The 20,324-nt window shown below is 52.6% G+C and carries 15 protein-coding genes; 4 read left to right on the top strand and 11 right to left on the bottom strand.

Going from position 1 to position 20,324, the window contains the following annotated elements:
• Window positions 1–148: 148 nt before the first annotated feature.
• Together JYB85_RS15915 and JYB85_RS15910 are read right to left on the bottom strand one after the other, a co-directional pair.
• A complete protein-coding gene (locus JYB85_RS15915; RefSeq protein ID WP_207380072.1) occupies window positions 149–3,229 on the bottom strand; it encodes an efflux RND transporter permease subunit in 3,081 nt (1,026 codons plus the stop codon).
• 1 nt (window position 3,230) lies between these two features.
• On the bottom strand, window positions 3,231–4,310 hold the full coding sequence (locus JYB85_RS15910) for an efflux RND transporter periplasmic adaptor subunit (RefSeq protein ID WP_207380071.1): 1,080 nt from the start codon (window positions 4,308–4,310) through the stop codon (window positions 3,231–3,233).
• Between the two features lie 127 nt (window positions 4,311–4,437).
• Between JYB85_RS15910 and JYB85_RS15905 the strand changes: the two genes are divergently transcribed.
• A complete protein-coding gene (locus JYB85_RS15905; protein ID WP_207380070.1) occupies window positions 4,438–5,376 on the top strand; it encodes a LysR family transcriptional regulator in 939 nt (312 codons plus the stop codon).
• A gap of 50 nt (window positions 5,377–5,426) precedes the next feature.
• Here JYB85_RS15905 and JYB85_RS15900 read toward each other — a convergent pair whose 3' ends face one another.
• Window positions 5,427–6,803, bottom strand: a complete 1,377-nt coding sequence (locus tag JYB85_RS15900) for an MATE family efflux transporter (protein WP_207380069.1) — start codon at window positions 6,801–6,803, stop codon at window positions 5,427–5,429.
• A 19-nt stretch (window positions 6,804–6,822) separates the two neighbouring features.
• Window positions 6,823–7,116, bottom strand: coding sequence for a hypothetical protein (locus JYB85_RS15895; RefSeq protein WP_207380068.1), 294 nt, complete (start codon window positions 7,114–7,116; stop codon window positions 6,823–6,825).
• Here JYB85_RS15895 and JYB85_RS15890 point away from each other — a divergent pair.
• The gene (locus JYB85_RS15890; protein ID WP_207320912.1) at window positions 7,101–7,391 is read left to right on the top strand and encodes a co-chaperone GroES; all 291 of its coding nucleotides are present in this window, start codon (window positions 7,101–7,103) and stop codon (window positions 7,389–7,391) included. The genes JYB85_RS15895 and JYB85_RS15890 overlap by 16 nt on opposite strands.
• A gap of 56 nt (window positions 7,392–7,447) precedes the next feature.
• Window positions 7,448–9,088 (top strand): chaperonin GroEL, encoded by a 1,641-nt coding sequence (gene groL, locus JYB85_RS15885; protein ID WP_207380067.1) that lies wholly within the window; start codon window positions 7,448–7,450, stop codon window positions 9,086–9,088.
• A gap of 685 nt (window positions 9,089–9,773) precedes the next feature.
• On the opposite strand, the gene drt3b is transcribed toward groL, so the two are convergent.
• The 4 genes from drt3b to JYB85_RS15865 form a co-directional block, all read right to left on the bottom strand.
• Window positions 9,774–11,777 (bottom strand): antiviral reverse transcriptase Drt3b, encoded by a 2,004-nt coding sequence (drt3b, locus tag JYB85_RS15880; protein WP_207380066.1) that lies wholly within the window; start codon window positions 11,775–11,777, stop codon window positions 9,774–9,776.
• A complete protein-coding gene (drt3a, locus tag JYB85_RS15875) occupies window positions 11,746–12,900 on the bottom strand; it encodes an antiviral reverse transcriptase Drt3a (RefSeq protein WP_207380065.1) in 1,155 nt (384 codons plus the stop codon). The genes drt3b and drt3a overlap by 32 nt, the downstream gene beginning before the upstream one ends.
• A gap of 59 nt (window positions 12,901–12,959) precedes the next feature.
• Window positions 12,960–13,787 carry an NYN domain-containing protein gene (locus tag JYB85_RS15870; protein WP_207380064.1) on the bottom strand — a complete coding sequence of 276 codons (828 nt, stop codon included), beginning with the start codon at window positions 13,785–13,787 and terminating at the stop codon, window positions 12,960–12,962.
• Window positions 13,788–15,151: 1,364 nt separating this feature from the next.
• On the bottom strand, window positions 15,152–15,784 hold the full coding sequence (locus tag JYB85_RS15865; protein ID WP_207380063.1) for a cytochrome b/b6 domain-containing protein: 633 nt from the start codon (window positions 15,782–15,784) through the stop codon (window positions 15,152–15,154).
• 234 nt (window positions 15,785–16,018) lie between these two features.
• Between JYB85_RS15865 and JYB85_RS15860 the strand changes: the two genes are divergently transcribed.
• Window positions 16,019–16,510 carry a helix-turn-helix transcriptional regulator gene (locus tag JYB85_RS15860; RefSeq protein ID WP_207380062.1) on the top strand — a complete coding sequence of 164 codons (492 nt, stop codon included), beginning with the start codon at window positions 16,019–16,021 and terminating at the stop codon, window positions 16,508–16,510.
• Window positions 16,511–16,662: 152 nt separating this feature from the next.
• Here the strand turns inward: JYB85_RS15860 and JYB85_RS15855 are convergent, their stop codons facing one another.
• From JYB85_RS15855 to JYB85_RS15845, 3 genes are all read right to left on the bottom strand, one after another.
• Window positions 16,663–17,322: a substrate binding domain-containing protein gene (locus tag JYB85_RS15855; RefSeq protein ID WP_207380061.1), complete on the bottom strand. Its 660-nt coding sequence runs from the start codon at window positions 17,320–17,322 to the stop codon at window positions 16,663–16,665.
• Window positions 17,323–17,893: 571 nt separating this feature from the next.
• Window positions 17,894–18,454 (bottom strand): DUF2059 domain-containing protein, encoded by a 561-nt coding sequence (locus JYB85_RS15850; RefSeq protein ID WP_207380060.1) that lies wholly within the window; start codon window positions 18,452–18,454, stop codon window positions 17,894–17,896.
• A 633-nt stretch (window positions 18,455–19,087) separates the two neighbouring features.
• A complete protein-coding gene (locus tag JYB85_RS15845) occupies window positions 19,088–20,299 on the bottom strand; it encodes a hypothetical protein (RefSeq protein WP_207380059.1) in 1,212 nt (403 codons plus the stop codon).
• Window positions 20,300–20,324 lie beyond the last annotated feature (25 nt).

Raw genomic sequence — 20,324 nt, 5'->3', positions numbered from 1 at the left:
GGAAGCCAGGGTAGAAAACTTCTTTGTCTTGCTTGAGTTCCTTTAACCCTGTTGCCCAAAAAAGAAATGACCGAACAGTCGCCTGTTCGGTCGCGCCGGGAAGCGTTTTTTCATGCCGCGGGCCAAGGCCCACGACCTTAAAGCCGGGTTATGTCTGTGGTTCACCTCCCGGGACAACCCTGAAAAACAGGCTGTAGATCAGCGGCAGCACTATCAGGGTCAGCAGTGAGGCAAAGCCCAGACCAAAGATGATGGTGATCGCCATGGAGCCGAAGAAGGCGTCGGAAATCAGCGGCAGCATCCCCAGCATGGTGGTGATGGCCGCCATCATTACCGGCCTGACCCGGCTGACACAGGAGTCCACCAGGGCGGCATAGGCGGGCTTGCCTTGGCTCAGTTCCAGGTTTATCTGATCCACCAGCACTATGCCGTTTTTAATCACCATGCCCGACAGGCTCAGCAGTCCGAGCAGCGCCATAAAGCTGAAGGGCGCATCGAACAGCAACAGGCCCGCCGTCACCCCTATCAGGGCCAAAGGCACTGTCAGCCAGATCACCAGCGGCTGGCGCACCGAGTTGAACAGGAACACAGTGATCAGGAACATCACCAAATAGCCCATGGGGATGGAGCTGAACACCGCGGCCTGGGCCTCGCCCGAGGCCTCGAACTCGCCGCCCCATTCCAGGCTGTAGCCCGCCGGCAAGGGAATGGCCTCCACCTTGGCCTTGACCTTGCGCAGCACAGAGTCCGCTGTTTCGTTCGAGCCCAACTTAGGATCGGCCATAACTGTCAGCACCCGCTTGCGATCCCGGCGCATCACCAGCGGATTTTCCCACTCGGTTGCGAACTCGCTTACCAGCTGGGACACGGGCACAAAGCTGTTGTACTCAGAACTCCAGATCTGCAGCTTCCACAGGTTGTCGGCCTGCAGCCGTTCGTCCGCCGGTGCCCTGGCTATGATAGGCAGCGAGTGGCTCGCCTCCCGGTACAGGCCTATCTGCTTGCCGCTGAAGTTCAGCAGCAGGGCATCGTCGAGATCCCGCTTGCTGAGGCCGCTCTCCCTGGCCCTGGCGTTTTGCAGCTGGGGCCGGATCAGCGCCACCTGGTTGCGCCAGTTGTGGTGCACATCATCCATGGTCGGTTCGGCGGCAAAGATGGCTTGCGCCTGGGCCGCCAGGTTGCGCAGCACCCCGGGGTCGTCACCGTAGAAGCGGGCCTCTATCTTGGCAGCCGGTGAGGGACCGTTTTCCATGTTTTTAAACCTGTACCTGGCCTGGGGAAACTCCTGGTTCAGCCATTGCTGCAGCTTGGGCATATAGGCCTCGAGCGACTCCAGATCCTGCATTTCCACTATCAGCTGGGCATAGGCAGGATAGGCCTCCTCCGGCTGGTAGGGCAGCACGAAGCGCTGCGCCCCCTGGCCTATTACCGTGGTGATCCGCTCAAGGCCCATGTCCCGACTGTCGCCGCCGCTCAGCAGCGCCGCCTCTATGTCGGCGGTAAAGCGCTCGGTGGCCTTGATATCCGTGCCTTCCGGCAGCCAGACATCGACGAAGAAGATAGGGGTGTTTGAGGCCGGGAAGAACACATTCTTGATGTGGCCAAAGCCCATCACGGCCGACACCAACATGGCGAGCACCAGCACCAGGCTCGGCAGGCGAAAGCGCAGGGTGAAGTTCAGCGCGGCGCGGTACAAGGTAAAGAACCAGCCCCGGTAGGGATCGGCGGCCTCATCTTCCAGGCTTGCCCCATCCTTGAACAGCAGGTGGCAGAAGAAGGGCGTGAGGGTGATGGCCGTTATCCAGCTGATAAACAGGGAGATCAGCAGCACCTGGAACAGGGAGCGGCAGAACTCACCGGCGGCGTTTTGGGACAGGCCTATGGGGGCAAAGGCGATAATGGCGATAACGGTCGCCCCCAGCAGCGGCCACTGGGTCTGGGTTACTATCTGGCTGGCGGCCTCAAGCCGGCTCTTGCCGCGGCGCAGGCCTATGATGATGCCCTCGGTGACCACAATGGCGTTATCCACCAGCATGCCAAGGGCTATGATCAGCGCCCCCAGTGATATCAGCTGCAGGTCGATATTGAGCAGCTTCATCACGATAAAGGTGCCCAAAATGGTCAGCAGCAGGATAAGCCCCATCAGCAGGCCGGATCTCAGCCCCATGAACAGCAGCAATACGGCTATGACTATGGCGATGGACTCAAGCACGTTGAGCAGGAAGCCGCTGACCGTGTCGTCGACCGCCAGGCTTTGGTTGTAGACTGTGTCCAGAGTCATGCCCAGGGGCTGCTCGGACTCCAGCACCGCCAGCCGCCGGGTTATCCTGCCGCCCACTTCCACCACGTTGACGCCACTGGAGAAGGCAATGCCCAGTGACAGCGCCGTTTGCCCCTGATTGTGGTACAGCAGGGTCGGGGTCTCGTCGTAGACCCGGTCAATTCTGGCTATGTCCCCCAGATGAATAAGCTCAGTGCTGCCCGGCGGGCTGACAATCAGCCGCGCCAGATCCTGCACGCTGGCGAACTCGCCGGTGGGATGGATGCGGATGCGGTTATCGCCCAGCAGCAGGCTGCCGGCGTTGGACACCACGTTCTGGTTCTTGATAAGACCATAGATATAGCTCTGGTCGAGTCCCAGGGCCGACAGCTTTTGCTGGGAGATCTCAATCACCACCTGCTCGGTCACGGCGCCGGCCACTGAGACCTTTTTCACCCCGGGAACCAGCATCAGTTCCCGGCGCAGCAGATCGGCATAGTTGTTCAGTTCACGGCTGCTGTAGTCCGCACCGGACAGGTTCAGCAGTATGCCGTAGACGTCGCCGAAGTCGTCCATCACCTTGGGGGTGCCTGTGCCCGGCGGCAATTGCCCGGCTGTGTCATTGACCTTGCGGCGCACCTCGTCCCACACCTGGGGCAGGCTGTGCTTGTCGTACTTGTCTTTGATCTCTATGCGGATCTGCGACAGACCGGCGTTGTTGATCGAGGTGATGTGCTTGATGCCGTCGAGCTGTTGCAAGGCATCTTCCAGCGGCAGTGTCACTTCCTCTTCCACCTGCTCCGGCGAGGCGCCGGGGTAGGCGGTGATCACCAGGGCTTCCTTGATGGTGAACTCGGGAAACTCCAGCTGGCCCAGGCCAAAGAAGGCCAGGCTGCCGCCGAGCAGCAACAGCAGGGCAAACATCCAGCTGATGACCCTGTGGCGAATCGAATATTCAGCAAGATTCATCTTAAACCCCACGCTGCCAGTGCAATGGCTTGACCTTCATGCCGACGCTGAGTTGGGCCACGCCGGTGCTGACGATTTGATCCCCGGCCTTCAGGCCGGCGAGGATCTCTATGCCCTGACTGCTGACCCGCCCCAGGGTGACGGGTACCGGGGCCACCAGGCCGGAATTGGCCTGATAGCGCCACACCTGCACCAAACCATCGCTGTCACTCTTGTCCAGGGCCGACACGGGCACTATGGCCAGTGGTTGGGCCTGGCCGTCACCCAGGCTCAGGCTCAGTTCGGCGCTCATGCCGGGCAGCAATTGCACGGCCTCGGGCTGGGCCAGGGAGAACACCAGCTCATAGGCCTGGGTGCCAGGGGTGATCTGGGTGGAATACTCCTTGAAGTTCGCCTTGAAGCTGTGGCCGGGGAAGGCGCTGAAGCTGACGCTGGCCTCCAATTCCTTGAGCCCGCTCGCCTGTTTCAGTGTCGCCAGCAGGGATTCGGGCACCTGAATGCTCACATCCAGCAGGCGGTTGTTCTGCAGCGTCAGCACAGTCTGGTTGGGCTGCACTTGCTGATGGTTGTCCACCAGGCGCTTGGCGATTGTGCCTGAAAAGGGCGCGGTCAGGCGGGTGTAGCTCAGCTGATCTTTGGCCGCCGCCAGCGCCGCGGTGGCGGATTTCAACTGGGCCTGGGTGGCATCAAAGTCGGCCTGGGAAATCAGCTTTTGTTCCAGCAGCGCTGCCTTGCGCTGATGGTCGGCGGACAGCAGCTCGTGCTCGGCCTCGCGGGTCATCAGGTTATTGCGGGCATCCCTGTCATCGAGTCTGGCCAGCAGGCTACCCTCGGTGACGCTTTGGCCTTCCACCAGGGCCAGCTCGGTCAGCTGGCCGGAGATCCGAAACGACAGATCGGCGCGGCTGTTGGCCGTCACCCGGGCGGGAAAGCTGCGCTGGGTTTGGGCGGCAAGATCCTCAATGGTGAAGAGTTTCACCGGGCGGACCACAGGTGCTTGCATGGCGCTCTCGGCCGGCGTGCAGCCGGAGATGAGCAGGGGCACTGTGAGTGCGAGTGGCAGTATCAAGGCAGATTTCATCGGCGCTGTTCCTGGGTTGTGGCGGGAAAATTCAACAGGCGCGACGATAGCAGTTTAAGAGGTTGCACTAAACGGGATTGTTTGGAACTATAGGTTCCATAATTTGAGACTATTGCTGACATGGATAATGAAGACCGAAGATCTGGCCCTGTTCCACCGCATAGTTGAGAGCGGCAGTCTGGTGACAGCCGCAGACTTGCTCAACCTGCCCAAGTCAACCGTGAGCCGTCGCCTGCAGAGCCTGGAGGAGGAGCTGAACGTCAAGCTGTTCCATCGCCAGAGCCGGGCCATCAGCCTGACCGCGGCCGGCAGCCTGTTCTACCAGCGGTCCCTGGGAATATTGTCACAGCTGGATGAGACCCTGATTGAGATGACAAGGGATGATGCCGAGCTCAGCGGTCACTTAAGGATCCAGATGTTTCCGCTGCCGGAAACCGTGGTCCTGAACCGCTTGATCTTCCGCTTTATGGCCCTGCATCCCAAATTGACGGTGGAGGTGATAGACAGCACCGAAGTGGTGGACATGGTGAAACACAACCTGGATGTGGCCTTTCTGATCGAGCAATCCATAGAGGGGCAGGACGTGGTGGCCAAGCCGGTGCTGACCACAGAGCTGGGTTTTTTCGCCAGCCCGGACTACTTGGCACGCCAGCGGGAGCCCCGCACCCTGGAGGATATGGCCGCTCACAATGTCGCCCTGTATCGCCTTATCAACGGCAAGGTATTCAACGAGGTGGAGGTGGGCACAGGGCCCGAAACCCTCAAGGTCAGGGTCCAGGGTAACTTCTGTACCAACAACCTGATCATGGCGCGGGAGTTTGCTTTGCAGGGCAAGGGCATAACCTACCTGCCGACGGAGATGTGCGATGCCTATCTGGCCAGTGGCCAGTTGCGGCAGCTGTTAACCGGTTACCAGTCCCATAAGGGCGAGTGTTTTCTGGTGTATCCGTCCCGGCGGTTCGTCAGTCTGGCCTGTCGCCGCTTCATCGACTTTATCCTGCAGGAACTGACCCCGGACGGCAAACCCCTGTCAATGCGAGTGGCCACAGGTGCCGAGCCGATTTAAACCTGTGCCTAAGAGCATCCCGTACCTGAGAGCACCCAGGGCTGAAAGCCCTAGTCCTGGGCACTGCCGCGCAGTTGCCCGGCACTCACAGCCGCGCCGGGCTCGCTCACCTTGCCGGCGAGAATAAAGCAGGCCAGGCCCATCAGGGCATTGGTCAGCGGCAGCGCCAGCATCAGTCCCTGCACCCCGTAGAGGTAAGAGCCCAGCGCCGCCAGCGGTAGCATCAGCAGGAACAGGCGGCAGACGTTGATCACCAAGGACGCCATGGACCTGTGGTAGGCGTTGAGCGAGGTGGCGACGATAATCACCACCCCCAGGGGGCCGTAGGCGGCGGGCAGGGCGATAAGATAAAAGCTGAGCCACTCCACCACCTGGGGATCGCTGCTGAACAGGGCGGCAATGGGGTCCGCCAGCAGCAACAGCGGCAGGTACAGCAGGGTTTGGAATAAGAGCACAAACTTGAGCGCCAGCATCAGCGCTTCCCGGGCCCGCGCCGGCTGACCCGCCCCCAGGTTCTGGGCGATAAAGGGCATCAGGCTGGAAGAGAGCGCCATCACTACCATCAAGAGCACGGATTCGATGCGGGTACCGGCGCCAAAGGCCGCAACCGCGCCGTGGTCGACCCGGGCCAGCATGGCCATGATCACCGCATTGGCAATGGGATTCATCAGGTTCATCAGCGCCGCCGGCTGGGCGATGCGCGCCAGGCGGCGCCAGTTAGCTTTGAGCCTGGGCCAATCGGCATCGGCGAACGCTATCATGTTGCGTTTGACTATCAGCAGATAGCCCGACAGAAACGCCGCCAGCAGCCAGGACAGCAGCGAGGCTATGGCCGCCCCTTGGATTTCCAGCCGCGGGAAGGGACCTATGCCGAAGATCAGCAAGGGATCCAAAATCAGATTGATCACCGCCGCCAGGGCCATGATCTTTGCCGGCGAGTGGGTATCGCCGGTGGAGCGCAGCCCCTGGTTGCCCACCATCACCATCACTAAGAGCGGCGCGCCGAGAAACCAGACAAACATATAGTCGTGTATCAGGCTCAGGCTTTCTCCACGGGCGCCGAGCAGGCTGAACAGCGGGCCGGTAAACAGGCTGCCAAGGGCGCAGATAAGGCTCACCAGAGCAAAGGTCAGCAGCAGGGTGTCGTGCAAAAACACCTTGGCCTCGCCGCTGTGGCCGCCGCCAATCAGGCGTCCCAGCAGGGTCGATACCCCGGCGCCTATGCCGACGGCTATGCTGGACACCACCAGGGTGACGGGAAAGGTAAAACTGATGGCCGCCAGCGCCTCGGTGCCGAGTTGGCTGACAAAGAAGGTATCCACCAGGCTGAATCCCAGAATCGTCAAAATCCCCACCAGGTTCGGCAGGGTCATTTTCAACAATACTGTGGCAATGGGCGCGTGCAGCAACCCGTGCTTGTCTCTCATGGCCTGGATGTGTCTCTTCTTACCTGGATGCATTACCGGGATGCATTGGCTGGATGCTGGCATGGTGTGTATGGCGCGACTTGGCGCTTTTAGCCTGTGGCAACCCAATTCGCGCGCCGATCTTAACAGGAATGACAGGCAATAAAAAATTCACCGCAAAAAAATCCAAAATTTTTTGGCCCCCGGACTTGTATCCCAAAGCAGCCATCCCCATATAGTTTCCATCCTGCAGCCTGGCTGCACATGTAAACATAACCGCCTCGATTATTGGGCAAAAATCATTAGGAGACTCCATAGATGAATATTCGTCCATTACATGACCGCGTCATAGTTAAACGTCTCGAAGTGGAATCCACTTCTGCCGGTGGCATTGTCCTGACCGGCAGCGCGGCCGAAAAATCTACCCGTGGTGAGGTTCTGGCCGTGGGCAATGGTCGGATCCTGGAAAACGGCACAGTACGTCCGCTGGACGTGAAGGTCGGTGACAAGGTGATCTTCAACGAAGGTTACGGCGTCAAGAAAGAAAAAATCGACGGTCAGGAAGTGTTGATCCTCTCCGAATCTGACCTGATGGCTGTGGTGGAATAATCCCCTCTCCATAGTGACATTTCAGTTTAACGCAAAGAATTTAAAGGAAATTAAACATGGCAGCTAAAGAAGTTAAATTTGGCAATGACGCTCGCGTGAAAATGCTCGCCGGTGTCAACGTACTGGCCAACGCGGTAAAAGTGACCCTGGGTCCCAAGGGCCGCAACGTGGTGCTGGAAAAGAGCTTCGGCGCGCCGCTGATCACCAAAGACGGTGTATCCGTGGCCAAGGAAATCGAACTAGAAGACAAGTTCGAAAACATGGGCGCCCAGATGGTGAAGGAAGTGGCTTCCAAGGCCAACGACGCCGCCGGTGACGGTACCACCACTGCAACCGTTCTGGCTCAGGCCATTGTTAACGAAGGTCTGAAGGCCGTTGCCGCCGGTATGAACCCAATGGATCTGAAGCGCGGTATCGACAAAGCCGTTATCGCCGCAGTGGAAGAACTCAAAGCCCTGTCCCAGGAATGTGCCGACTCCAAGGCCATTGCCCAGGTAGGTACCATCTCCGCCAACTCTGACGAGTCAATCGGTCAGATCATCGCCACCGCCATGGAAAAAGTGGGCAAGGAAGGCGTGATCACCGTTGAAGAAGGTCAGGCGCTGGAAAACGAACTGGACGTGGTTGAAGGTATGCAGTTCGACCGTGGCTACCTGTCTCCTTACTTCATCAACAAGCCTGAAACCGGCTCAGTGGAACTGGACCACCCCTTCGTGCTGCTGGTGGACAAGAAGATCTCCAACATCCGCGAACTGCTGCCTATCCTCGAAGGTCTGGCCAAAACCGGTAAGCCACTGCTGATCGTGGCCGAAGACGTGGAAGGCGAAGCCCTGGCGACTCTGGTTGTGAACAACATGCGCGGTATCGTGAAAGTTGCCGCCGTTAAGGCCCCTGGCTTCGGTGACCGTCGCAAGGCCATGCTGCAGGATATCGCCATCCTGACCGGTGGTACTGTGATCGCCGAGGAAATCGGTCTGGAACTGGAAAAAGCCACCCTGGAAGATCTGGGTACCGCCAAGCGTGTGGTCATCACCAAGGACAACACCACCATCATCGATGGTAACGGCGAGCAAGAGCAGATCAAGGCTCGCGTGGGTCAGATCAAGCAACAGATCGAAGAAACCACTTCCGACTACGACAAGGAAAAACTGCAAGAGCGTATGGCTAAACTGGCCGGCGGTGTTGCCGTAATCAAGGTTGGCGCTGCCACCGAAGTGGAAATGAAAGAGAAGAAAGCCCGCGTTGAAGACGCCCTGCACGCTACCCGCGCCGCCGTTGAGGAAGGTGTGGTACCAGGCGGCGGTGTGGCCCTGGTGCGCGTTGCCTCCAAGATTGCCAACGTTGAAGTGGCCAACGAAGATCAGAAGCACGGTGTGGTTATCGCCCTGCGCGCCATGGAAGCCCCACTGCGTCAAATCGCCACCAACGCCGGCGAAGAGGCCTCCGTGGTTGCCAACAACGTCAAGAACGGCTCAGGTAACTACGGTTACAACGCCGGTAACGACACCTACGGCGACATGCTGGAAATGGGTATCCTCGACCCAACCAAGGTAACCCGCTCTGCGCTGCAGTTCGCCTCTTCCGTGGCCGGTCTGATGATCACCACAGAAGCCATGGTCGCCGAGCTGCCAAAGCCTGAAGCTGCGCCAGATATGGGCGGCATGGGTGGTATGGGTGGTATGGGCGGCATGATGTAATATCATCGCCTTATCAGCCGATGATCTAAACTTCGTTTAGATTACGCCTGAAAGCTTAAAAACCCCGGTTCGCCGGGGTTTTTGCTTTCCGGCTGCCAGGAAAAGGCCCGCGTATCGAACGCGGGCCTTTTCCATTTCTGGGGTATCTGCGAGTGACTGGCACTACCTAATGGGTATCGAATGGCTGTAAGCATTGGATGCTACCCATTGCCTGCCGCAGGCCTTCGCACAGGCACCCCAGTGACACGCTGTGAATACGTCCCTGTACGCTCAACGGCGACGTCCTGCCGCCGATGGTCACTGGTGCGCCTGTGCTAGGAGTGGGTGTATCCCTCAGCGTGAGATGTTGTGTGAGTGTCTTTCTTAAATATTCAAATTCTTACGGAGCACCTCTAAAAGGCTCTGACATCTTATGTATATTCGGCCGATTCAAGCGGAATTGTTATAACCGTTTGACATAATGTTTTGCTTTCTTGGTCATTTGCGCCGCAATAGAAAAAGATAAGGCTGCTTCGAAAAGCAGCCCTCTTTAGCCTTTGACCTTATGTGTGTGCGCCTTTCGGCCAATGCAACGAATTTCTTCATCACAAGAATTCTCAAAAAGAGAAAAGACAGATAGAACTAAACAGTCAAACAGATAGAACTAAACAGTCAATAGGTGTCAGGCAAACCAAATCTAACAAAATTAGTATGTAGGACTCAACTCTTTTTTCAACAATATTTTGCGTATATCTAAGTTATTCCAGTTTGTAAACCAAAAGTTTGACTTGGAAAATTCAATAGCTTCCATTATGTCATCTGATAGCTTTTTCTTTGATCTAGGTATTGCATAACCAGCTGTGTGAGCTTTTTTCTTAAAGCTATCAGATGCCATTATTTTCATACTAAGGTTTGTTTTTCTTTGATCGTCAATATGCGGACAGCTTAAGTAGTCCAAATACATGTGCATTAGTTCTGTAAGAATAAAGCCATCAGAAGAACAAAGGTTTTCAATGTAATTCTCTAAAGAATCTATTAATGTTACCTTTAAATTAGAAAGACTTGATGACTTTCCTGAATAGTACAATAGAGTGATATAATCAAAGTATGTTAAAGATGGAATTTTATTTATTGTGGATTCAGATATGGTATCAGCAGTTGCCTCATATCCACCATTTAAGTGTTGAAGCGTTAATACAATATTATAGAACTCTACCTTATTACTTTCCTTTAACTTATCCAATGACGTTATTATTTTATTTCTCAAAAAATGTGAAATTTTATCATTAAAATATATTTGATAAACATCCGATGTTTTCTTTATAAATTCTACCAATATTATTATGGTCAAACAGAATGAAAATGACACAGTTGTTCTTCTATCTAGAGAGTAGAAGTATAAAAGTATATCTAAATAAATAGATAAATAATCAAAATCATCTTTTGAAAATGACATGGAGTATCTATGCGATATGTCAATATGATTAAATATCAAATTTTTTATAGATTTTATTATGTAGGGTGATAAGTCATTAATATTAACGTTTTCTTCGGATGTTATTGATTTTATCTCTCGAATAGTACTTGCGACAACTCCTTCCTTATCTTTTCTTTTTAATTTAGGCCTTCTTAACTTTATGTCTTCTAGAGTAATTAAATCTGTTATCGAAAAATTTAGCTCTTTTATAAGCCTTCTTACTTTGTCAATGGCAATATCTTTTGATGTATAAAAAGGTCTTTTCTGAAGAACTCTCTTACTCTCATTTTTTGACAGCTTGTATTCGAATAGAATATCAGAAAGAACACTCTCTATCTCTTTCAGAGTATCTTTAGAATTTGAGAAAATGAAGTAATCGTCTACATAGCGATAGAAAATATAATCAACACCAAACCTGTAACCTTTTTCTGTGAATTCATTAATTACACAGTTATCTATTTTTTGTAATATGATCTCACTAAAGATTCTTGATACTTCTGGTCCAACAACAATACCATTAGTTTCATTGTAATTGGCACGCTGCATAAGTTTATCAAAATTGTTTTCAAAGTTATCTCTAGAAGAGTTGCTCTTCGAAAATTTTTTGTCTTTTACAGCCCAACAAATTGAGTGTGTGTAGATAGACTCGAAACAAGATTGGATATCAAGTCTAAGGAGAAACTTGAAATCACCCTCAATATTTAAAAAATCGTTGGATGATGTGAAAAAGTTAATGTGTGCAAATTTTTCATATGCAAAATATGAGTTTTGATACGAAGTTTTATCCTGCATGTCTATAGTATCAACTAGTTCTGATTTTATTTCAGTATCGATTTTTTCATATTTACTAGAAGAGTACTTTGATGCGAGGGATTTTGGCCTTCTCAATGAGCATGGACTTAATCCGCACGAGTCAATTATTCTAAAGTTATTTTCATTGTAAAATTCTAACATTTCCATCTGTATAATTGGATGAATAAGCGCAAGTCTTCTCTCTGAATTTGAATCTTTGTCTATTTTAAAAGCGTATGGCACGGTGTAGCTATTCTTTTCTTGAGCCAATATGGATTTTATTACTATTGGCAAAGATTCAAAATTGCAAAAATTTTGATAGAATCCTGTATTTGAAAATATCAATGGAGTTTCGAAAGGAGTAAACTCAGTAATCAATGCTCTTGCTTTATCATTTAAATTTATTTTTTTAAGCATTGTTCCAACACTCCTTAATTTCATTTATGTCTTTAAAGTGATAAATTGGTTTTGACTTAAATGAAGAAGTAAATGACACGTTTCTTATAAAGTTACTTCTTGTAAGAGATATCCCTTTTCTTAAGAGCACTTTTTGAACTCTACTGTTTCTAGAAAATACTAAAGATTTGTAGTAATTATCAAGCTCTACCAGTGCAGTGGAGTTTTCTGGATTAATTTTACTATAACTGGCACTCAATCCTACACAAAAACTGAGTCCATTTTTTAATTCTATAAATCGGTTCCCAGTAATATATTTGATTCTTTTAATTAGAAGGTTGATATCCATATTTTTTGAGTATTCAATAAAAGCTTTTGTTAGCCTGAACTTAATTTTTTTTACTTTGTTGTCAGACAAATCAACTTTTATGCATTTTTTCTTATTTGCATGGAACTTATACCCTAGATAGCTAAATTCTTTTTGATCTGTATTATCTAGGTTCACCTCAAAACATTTATTATTGCTCTCATGTAGTTCCATCGGTTTTGGTAGGATATCTTGAATAATACTTCTGAAATTCACTTTCTTTTTATATGATACAATTATTATGTCATCAACAAATCTTGCATAGTAGTATACACCTTCTATGTCTCTAATAGCCTTGTCCATTTCTTTCATGTAGTATTCTGCTAATGCAGTGCTTAGGCTAGTTCCTCTACCAACGCCACGAATTGAATGACTTTCAATGGCATCTAAAAACAATCTTATCAGTTCTTTGTTTTTCGGTGATATAAGATGGTCGTCTAATATTTTATTATAAATAAGGTTAGGGTGTATAGATTCATAAAACCTTTTTATATCATATCTATAGACATATTTTTCTGTATCCTCGTCCATGATCTGAATTATGTTTGATACTATCGATGCTCTATTTTGTTGCTTGGCTGCATGAATGTTTTTTAAGACGCTAGACATGTGGTTTGTTATTAGCTTTGACTCTTTTGAAGTAAGCGTAACTACAGGTTTTTTTAGTATCCTAATAATTTTTATATTATTTTCTAATAATTGAGTTCCGTTTAACAAATTTACTGCGCACGATAAGAGCTGATGATTTTTCAGATCATTGGATAATGTTGGGGAGAGATATTGATTGCTAAATGTCTTCATGTATAACTCCAAATGAATCTAGCTATAAAAGCTACTGCTCTTGCTAACTGTTCAAGCGATCATTTTCCATTTTTCTTTGTTCGTTTGATGTCTCTAACCAATACCAAAGTTTTGTTTGGCTTACGAATCTCAAAAAGATCTATGGCGGCAAATAGATCTACAAGCTTCTTAAAGCCGTAGTTTCTCTGGTCAAAAGAGCTTTGGTTGGAAATATGGCTACCAATCGCTCCCAATTGAGCCCAACCATGCCCTTCCTCGGTAGCTTCAATAGCCTGGCGCAGTAGGTTGATGAGCTTGGTGTCACTTTTCAGATTGCACTTTTGCTGGGCGGCTGGTTTGGGTTGTGCTTGAGCGGCTTTGGTTGGCGAATCCTGCGCCGTCGGCACCACGGCTGGTTCTGCTTGGAGCGTCGTATCTGGAATCGCATCTATTTCTTCTGGTTCAGATACAGACACAGGTTCTGCGTCGAGGTAGAGGAAGCGGGAGCAGCTGTTAACGAAGGCCGAGGGGGCTTTGCGCTCGCCAAAGCCAAACACGGTTTTGCCGTCGGCCAAAGCACGGGTAACTAATGGGGTGAAGTCACAATCTGATGAAATCAGGCAGATGATATCGATATCTTTGGTGTAGAGAATGTCCATCGCATCAATGACCAAGGCAATGTCAGTGGCATTTTTGCCCTTGGTCAGGTCGAATTGTTGGATGGGTTGAATAGCGTATTCGTGCAGTATGTCTTCCCACTGCTTCAACCCTGGGCTCTTCCAGTTTCCATAGGCCTTACGAATGCTGATCACGCCATGTTTGGCAAGCTCTGCCAGCACCACATCAAACTTCTTTGCCGGTGCATTGTCGGCATCGATGAACACCGCAATTTTCTCTTTATCTCTCATGCTTATTTTTTAAATCCTTCCTCTGGATGTTTGAGCTTGGCTGAATCCAGTCATTATTCAGCCACCACTAAAGGCCTGTGTTACCACAGTAATCGCAGGTGGCACCGGTCACTTTCCCCATCGGTGCCGCTGAAGGGCGTTGGGGAAAATGGCGTGGCGAGGCATGGATGCCGATGCAGCGCCAGTCGAATCATGGATGAGCGTCTGGCGCGCTAGCCAATTTTCACCATAAGCCCGAGGGGCTGTCGGCACCGCCGGGGGCGGCAGGGGAGATCCAAGAGGGGATTGCTGTTGATCCCCTCTTGGCCGGGTGTGGGTTGGAGACCCACGACCTTCGCCAAGCACGGCTTGGCATCTGCTCCCACCGACATAACTTCCATCAGGGATGGCTACCGCACGGGCTCTGGCTGCCAGACAGCGTGCAAATCCAAATTAAAATCATGAAAAACAACGTTAAAAGTACCAGTATGTTGCGGCCAAAACCTTGGTTCAGGTCAACATCTGAGTTGGTGGGGGGAGAGCCTGCTGCTTATGCATAAAGCAAGGGGCAAAGGCGGGGGCGAAGCTGAGGGGGTAAAAGCTAATCCTTGCTGCGCGCATCTTCCCTGATCCACATTGTTGTTTTCGTCGTTGCTTAACTACCGCTTATTGTTCATAAGCTTATTCTTCAAAAACTTAGAGCTAAACGTCTATTCGCAAAAAGTTGAACCAGCGTACAACATACGGCTGACTTGGGCAATACACCGAAGGGGGGGCTGAGGCGCAAAAAGCCCCGATAGCTTTGGGGTTACCGTTGGAAATAAAAGAGTGAAATGAAAGGGTCAGAGCCGTTTTATTACTCACAATACTGAAGCCAACTGGAGTTTGTCTCAATGCACTAATCCTGAAGGTGGCACCCGTTTCCCCATCGAAGCCGCTTTGGCTGTTGGGCTAAGTAAAACGGCCGAGCCGAAACAGGGATGTTGAGGCAATGACCGTCGAGCAAGGGCGAGTATCGCAACGTGATAAGCTTACGAGCGCGAGGCTCTGACGCCGAGCTGGGGTGGATTTACACGGATGTAAATCCGGGAGTCGGTCATGGTGGTCGTTTTCAGCCCATAAGGCCAAAGCGCTCGGCTTCGTCGGGGGCGGCTGGGGGATTTATAAGGGCTCATGCTCGTCAGAGCGTTAATGAGCGCGAACCAAGGATGGAGAGCTGGCTCTTTTGCATGGACGCAATTGCCAGTCCGCACGGCCCCCTTTCCCCGGTGTGGTGCGGAGCACCACGACTCTGGTCGCTTGAAAAGCGACGTAAGCCCATAAATGGGATTAGGGCCATTTACCATAGGGGCTGGATCCAATCACCCATGGATGAATCCCATGCACTAGGATTTCGATGACTTGTAGCCGGTGATCATGGCCCGGACCAGATCTTCCTTGTGGGCCCTGGAGGAGAGGATCACCCCGGCGACGTGGAGCAACACCAGGAACACAGTGAAGTTGGCAAAGAATTCGTGGATCTCTTCCCACAGTTCATGATCCGGGCTTTCTTTTCCGTCGTGGCTCTTGCCTGAGTGCTCCTTGCCTGCATGCTCATCATCCTTGACCAGAGTCAGCTCGGCAGTCGTCTGGGTCACAGCCAACGGTCCCTTGCCCTCGTAACCGTAGGTCTTGAGGCCGGAGAAGCCGGTCAGGGCTATGCTGAGCAACAGGGCCAGCACCATCAGGCCGCCGGCCGGGTTGTGGCCGCGGTAGTGTTTGACATCACCGCGGCTCAGCCCCTTGAGGTAGTCTATGGCCGCCGCGGGTGAGCGCACGAAGTCGCTGAACCTGGCATGCTTGCTGCCGATAAAGCCCCAGAGGATGCGCACTGTCAGTAGCGCCAGGATCAGGTAGCCCGAGTAGACGTGCAGCGTGTCCCACTCGTCGCCGCTCAGGTAGCTGACCACAAAGGCCGTTACCAGCAGCCAGTGAAAACAGCGCACCAGCAGGTCCCACACATATACACGTTCAGTCATGGTTTTGTCCTTTGTTAGCCAGCTCAGAGGCCCAGGTCATGGGCCCGGTTCTTTGGTTCAGAGCATTGACCCAGTTCTTTGGTTCAGAGCATTGACCAAGCGCATTGGCTTAAGTGAATTTAGTCCTTATTATGGGAGCCGAAAGGGGAAAGCACATTGGGCAAATGCCTGAATAGCCTGTCTTTAGGACATATGTCCGATAGCCAGAACGGCCGTAGGCCTTGGAGGGTTTAATTGAGCCGGGATTCACTCACCATCACCTTGTTGCTGTTGGTCATCGTCGCCAGCGGCGCGGATATCACTTCGGATCTCGGCCAGGGGGCCTCGCCGCTGCACCTGGCCCAGGAAGGACTGCTGTTGACCCTGGCAACGGCGCTGCTTGGCTGGATCTTGCTGAGCCTCAGGCGGCAGCAACAGCAGATCCAACGGCTGACCCGGGAGCTGGACGAGGCCCGGCAACTGCCGCTGCCGCAGGACGAGATGCTGCTGGATGCCAGGCACAGGCTCGCCGACCTGATGGCGAAACAGTTTCAGATCTGGGGCCTGTCACAGAGCGAGAAGGAGGTGGGGCAGTTGCTGCTCAAGGGCTTGTCGCTAAAGGAGATTTCGCTGCTGCGCGGCACCGCCGAGAAAACCATACGCCAGCAGGCTTCCGCCATCTACAAAAAGGCCGGCGTCAGCGGCAGGCATGGCTTCGCCGCCTGGTTTATCGAAGACTTCCTCTAGCCGGGCTTGTCGGTAATGCTAGCCAGGCTCGCTGGCCACATCCCCACTTATCAAAGATTTCCTCTGGCCGGACTTGCCGACACAGTTAGGCAGGCTCATCGGCGACATCCCCACTTATCGAAGATTTCCTTTAGCCTGGCTCACTGGCAAAACTAGCCAGGCTCACCGGCCAAATCAGCGCTGAGCCACTGGGCCAGCTGGTCCCACACCGCCTCGGCGGCGCGGCTGCGACTGCTGCGGCCAAGGCACAGCAGATGGACCGGCAGGCTCTCGGGATGGTGCCAGTCCTCAAGCACCTGCAGCAACAGCCCTTGTTGCAGGTAGCGCCTGGCCAGCAGCAGATCTCCCATGGCTATGCCCTCACCGGCGAGCGCCAGTTCCAGCAGCGAACGGCTGTCGGAGCAACTGATGGCTGCCTGCACCTTAAGCTCCCGGATAACGCCCCGGGCGTCGCAAAAGCGCCACAGATCCAGCTGCAGTTGGCGGCCTTTGTACACCAGGCAGCTGTGCTGCCCCAGTTCCTCCGGGGTTTGCGGCGTGCCGCGGCGCTTGAGATAGGCCGGGCTAGCGAGCCAGCCAAGGCGCTTGGTGCCCACCCTGCGGGCCAGCAGTGAAGAGTCCGGCAGATGGCCAACCCGCACGGCTATGTCCACCCCTTCGGCCAGCAGATCGACCATCTCATCGCGAATATCCAGCTCCAACTCTATGTCGGGATACAGGCGCCTGAGCTCGCCGATACGCGGCAGCAGGTACTCGTGGGCCAGCAGGGTTGAACAGCTCGGGATAAAGGGGTCGGAGTTAATTAAAACCAATCATCGGGATAAAGGATAAAGGGGTCGGAGTTAATTAAAACCAATCATCGGCAACCTGACGGGCTAAGCAAAACAAGGCCACCCACAATTTCGCCCCAAGGATAAAGGGGTCGGAGTTAATTAAACCCCAGTTCTGTCGTAATGCACAGACCCTAAAGGTTGCACCCATTTCCCCATCGGTGCCGCCGAAGGGCGTTGGTGAAAATGGCGTGGCGAGGCATGGATGCCGAAGCAGCGCCAGTCGAATCATGGATGAGCGTCTGGCGCGCTAGCCAATTTTCACCAATAAGTCCGTAGATAAAGGTAATAAAGGGGTCGGAGTTAATTAAACCCAATAAAAGGGGTCACAGCCGTTTTAACAGTTAACTAAAACGAGAACACCCACAGTTCGGCCCCGTTGCACAAATCTTAAAGGTTGCACCGATTTCCCCATCAGAAGGCGCTTTGGCTGTTGAGCTGAGTGAAGCACCTCATGCGAAGGTTTTGCGTCTCTGTTGCGCCACTTATGTGCCAATGATACGGGCAGTGTCCTTTCAGACCTGACTGAAACAAATGACGCTGAACATTCACGTTAGTCAACGTTATAAGCATTTTCTTTACTGAGAATGTGCTTTCTAAAGCTATCACCAACTGCATTATAGATTATCGAATTCGATTCTTGATTGAACTCTGGTGTTTTAATATTGAATTTTTTATATGCAGGTGAGTTCATGAATTCAAGTATTTTCTTTTGCTCTGATTCTGTGAGTTTAACTTCCTCAGCTGAAGTGTCGCCCATGCTCGCACGATATTTATAGCGAAAGTGTGCAAGCATAAGTTTACCTGTGTTAGTTGAGAAAAATTCAGCTATCTCACTTAAAGTGGATAACTCAAAATATTTGTCATTAAGAGCTGCAAGCTCATTTTCTAGTTGTTTTTTGTCGGCATCCGGCATCGAAAAACTTTTTGCTGCGCTGCAAATTTCTTCGATATAGTCTTTGGGATTACATGCTCCATACATGAACCCTTCGATGGCCTGGTTTACGCTATTGAGTTCCACGACGACTTGTAAAGCTGCTTTGGATGGTTGTTCATTCGCATTGGCTATAGTAGAAAAAAATAGCGGGATAATTACTAGGTACTTAACATTCATTTTTTATCCTTGGTTGTTTCAAATACATCGAAAAAGACAGAACACCCATATCTCTGCTCCCATATTCCACCCCTTCAGATAGGCCAAACCCAGCTTGAAGCTGAAGCGGCTAAAGATAAAGGGGTCGGAGTGAATTAAACCCAATCATTGGCGACCTGACAGGCTAAGCAAAACAAGGCCACTCACAATTTTGCCCCAAAAGAAGAGTGCGGACACCCACAACTTTCGCCAAGCGCAGCTTGGCATCTGTCCCCAGCAGCGATGGCTACCGCACGGGCTCTGGCTGCCAGACAGCGTGCAAAATCAAATTAAAATCATGAAAAACAACGCTAAAGCTAACAGTTAGTCGTTGCCAAAACCTTGGTTTAGGTCAACATCTGAGTTGGTGGGGGGAGAGCCTGCTGCTTATGCATAAAGCAAGGGGCAAAGGCGGGGGCGAAGCTGAGGGGGTGAAAGCTAATCCTTGCTGCGCGTATCTTCCCTGATCCACATTGTTGTTTTCGTCGTTGCTTAACTACCGCTTATTGTTCATAAGCTTAGAGCTAAACGTCTATCCGCAAAAAGTTGAACCAGCGTACAACATACGGCTGATTTCGGCAATATCCATGGTGGCCGGGCAGAGCGGTGGCCAGCTCAGCTTGATTGCAGGTGTGCCTGACAGGCACTTTCAAGCAGCTCCACCAGCATGCGTTCCACGTGGCTGCCGCCGATGCCGATACGGGCTTCGGGGGAGAGGCTGGCGAGGGTGTCGGCGGCGCCCTGGAAGTCACCGCTGCTAAAGCGGTCGAGGGCCCGCACCAGGGCCAGGGACAGGTCGCGGTTGGCGCTCTGTGGCAGGGCGGCGAGGGCTTCCTCGCAGTATTGCAGGCCGTTGATATCCCCGGCGCTGGCGTAGAGGGCGGCAACGTGCAGGGCAATAAAGGGATGGCCCAGCATGCCCCAGACGGTTTCTATATGCTTGAGCACATCGGCATCCAGGGGGCGGGGCTGACCTGTTTTCAGGAAATCCCGCAGCAAAAAGCCGCCGCAATCGGCCAGGGTTAAAATGGGGCCGCAGCTGGTGGTGCTCGGGGCGCAATACCTTTGGTAGCGGGCCATGGCGGCGTCCCGCTGCCCCAGTTGCCACTCTGACAGGGCCAGGTGCCACTGCACATGGCCATACATCTGGCCTTCCCGGGCCCCCGCTTCATATTGCTTAAGCCAGTTTTGCAGCAGTTCGGCAGATTCTGCCGCCGCGCCTTCATCGTGCAGCAGATGGGCCATGCCGTGAATGCTGTACAGGGACTGGGGCCTGAGAGTCAGGGCCCGTTGCAGCAGCTCGCGTCCCCTTGGCCTTTGGCCGGCCTCACTGGCGGCAAAACCCAGGCGCGCCAGCAGTGCCCAGTCGTCACCGAGCGCCGGTGCCACCGACTCAAACAATGCCAGCACAGTTTCCAGTTTTTTCGGGCCATCGAAAAAGAACATACGTCCCGCCAGTTGCGACACTATCAACAGATCCGCCGGGTTCTGCTCAACATAGGCCATGGCCAGATCGCGACTGCTACCGGGGGCCTCAATCAAGTCCAGCAGCACTTCCACATGCTGCCTTTCCCAATCGCTGGCATCCTTGGCGGCGGTTTGTGCCTGGTCCCGAAAGCGCTCGGCATCGGGCTCACCCGCGTCCATGGCAATGCAATAGCGCGCCGCTGCCGCCAGAGCAAAGTGCTGGTCGAGGGTAAGGGCCCTGTCCAAAGTTTCCGCGGCGCCGGACTCTGACCCCAGAATGAGATCCACCCCCTCTTGGTAGAGTGTCGCCGCTTCAACCGAGCGGGTGCTCAGCGGTTTGCCGGTACGTGCTTCAAGCATAGAGGGATCCTTATGCCGACCCGAG

Origin of the sequence: Shewanella sedimentimangrovi (assembly GCF_017354965.1) — a bacterium.
Lineage (GTDB): Bacteria > Pseudomonadota > Gammaproteobacteria > Enterobacterales > Shewanellaceae > Shewanella > Shewanella cyperi.
This window is presented reverse-complemented; position numbering and strand designations above follow the sequence as displayed.

Excerpts from the sequence above, each read along its gene's own strand:
- JYB85_RS15900 (WP_207380069.1), bottom strand. The coding sequence starts at position 6,803 with ATGAGAGACAAGCACGGGTTGCTGCACGCGCCCATTGCCACAGTATTG.
- JYB85_RS15905 (WP_207380070.1), top strand. The coding sequence starts at position 4,438 with ATGAAGACCGAAGATCTGGCCCTGTTCCACCGCATAGTTGAGAGCGGC.
- JYB85_RS15865 (WP_207380063.1), bottom strand. The coding sequence starts at position 15,784 with ATGACTGAACGTGTATATGTGTGGGACCTGCTGGTGCGCTGTTTTCAC.
- JYB85_RS15845 (WP_207380059.1), bottom strand. The coding sequence starts at position 20,299 with ATGCTTGAAGCACGTACCGGCAAACCGCTGAGCACCCGCTCGGTTGAA.
- JYB85_RS15870 (WP_207380064.1), bottom strand. The coding sequence starts at position 13,787 with ATGAGAGATAAAGAGAAAATTGCGGTGTTCATCGATGCCGACAATGCA.
- JYB85_RS15910 (WP_207380071.1), bottom strand. The coding sequence starts at position 4,310 with ATGAAATCTGCCTTGATACTGCCACTCGCACTCACAGTGCCCCTGCTC.
- drt3b (WP_207380066.1), bottom strand. The coding sequence starts at position 11,777 with ATGAAATTAAGGAGTGTTGGAACAATGCTTAAAAAAATAAATTTAAAT.
- groL (WP_207380067.1), top strand. The coding sequence starts at position 7,448 with ATGGCAGCTAAAGAAGTTAAATTTGGCAATGACGCTCGCGTGAAAATG.
- JYB85_RS15915 (WP_207380072.1), bottom strand. The coding sequence starts at position 3,229 with ATGAATCTTGCTGAATATTCGATTCGCCACAGGGTCATCAGCTGGATG.
- drt3a (WP_207380065.1), bottom strand. The coding sequence starts at position 12,900 with ATGAAGACATTTAGCAATCAATATCTCTCCCCAACATTATCCAATGAT.
- JYB85_RS15895 (WP_207380068.1), bottom strand. The coding sequence starts at position 7,116 with ATGGACGAATATTCATCTATGGAGTCTCCTAATGATTTTTGCCCAATA.
- JYB85_RS15850 (WP_207380060.1), bottom strand. The coding sequence starts at position 18,454 with ATGAATGTTAAGTACCTAGTAATTATCCCGCTATTTTTTTCTACTATA.
- JYB85_RS15890 (WP_207320912.1), top strand. The coding sequence starts at position 7,101 with ATGAATATTCGTCCATTACATGACCGCGTCATAGTTAAACGTCTCGAA.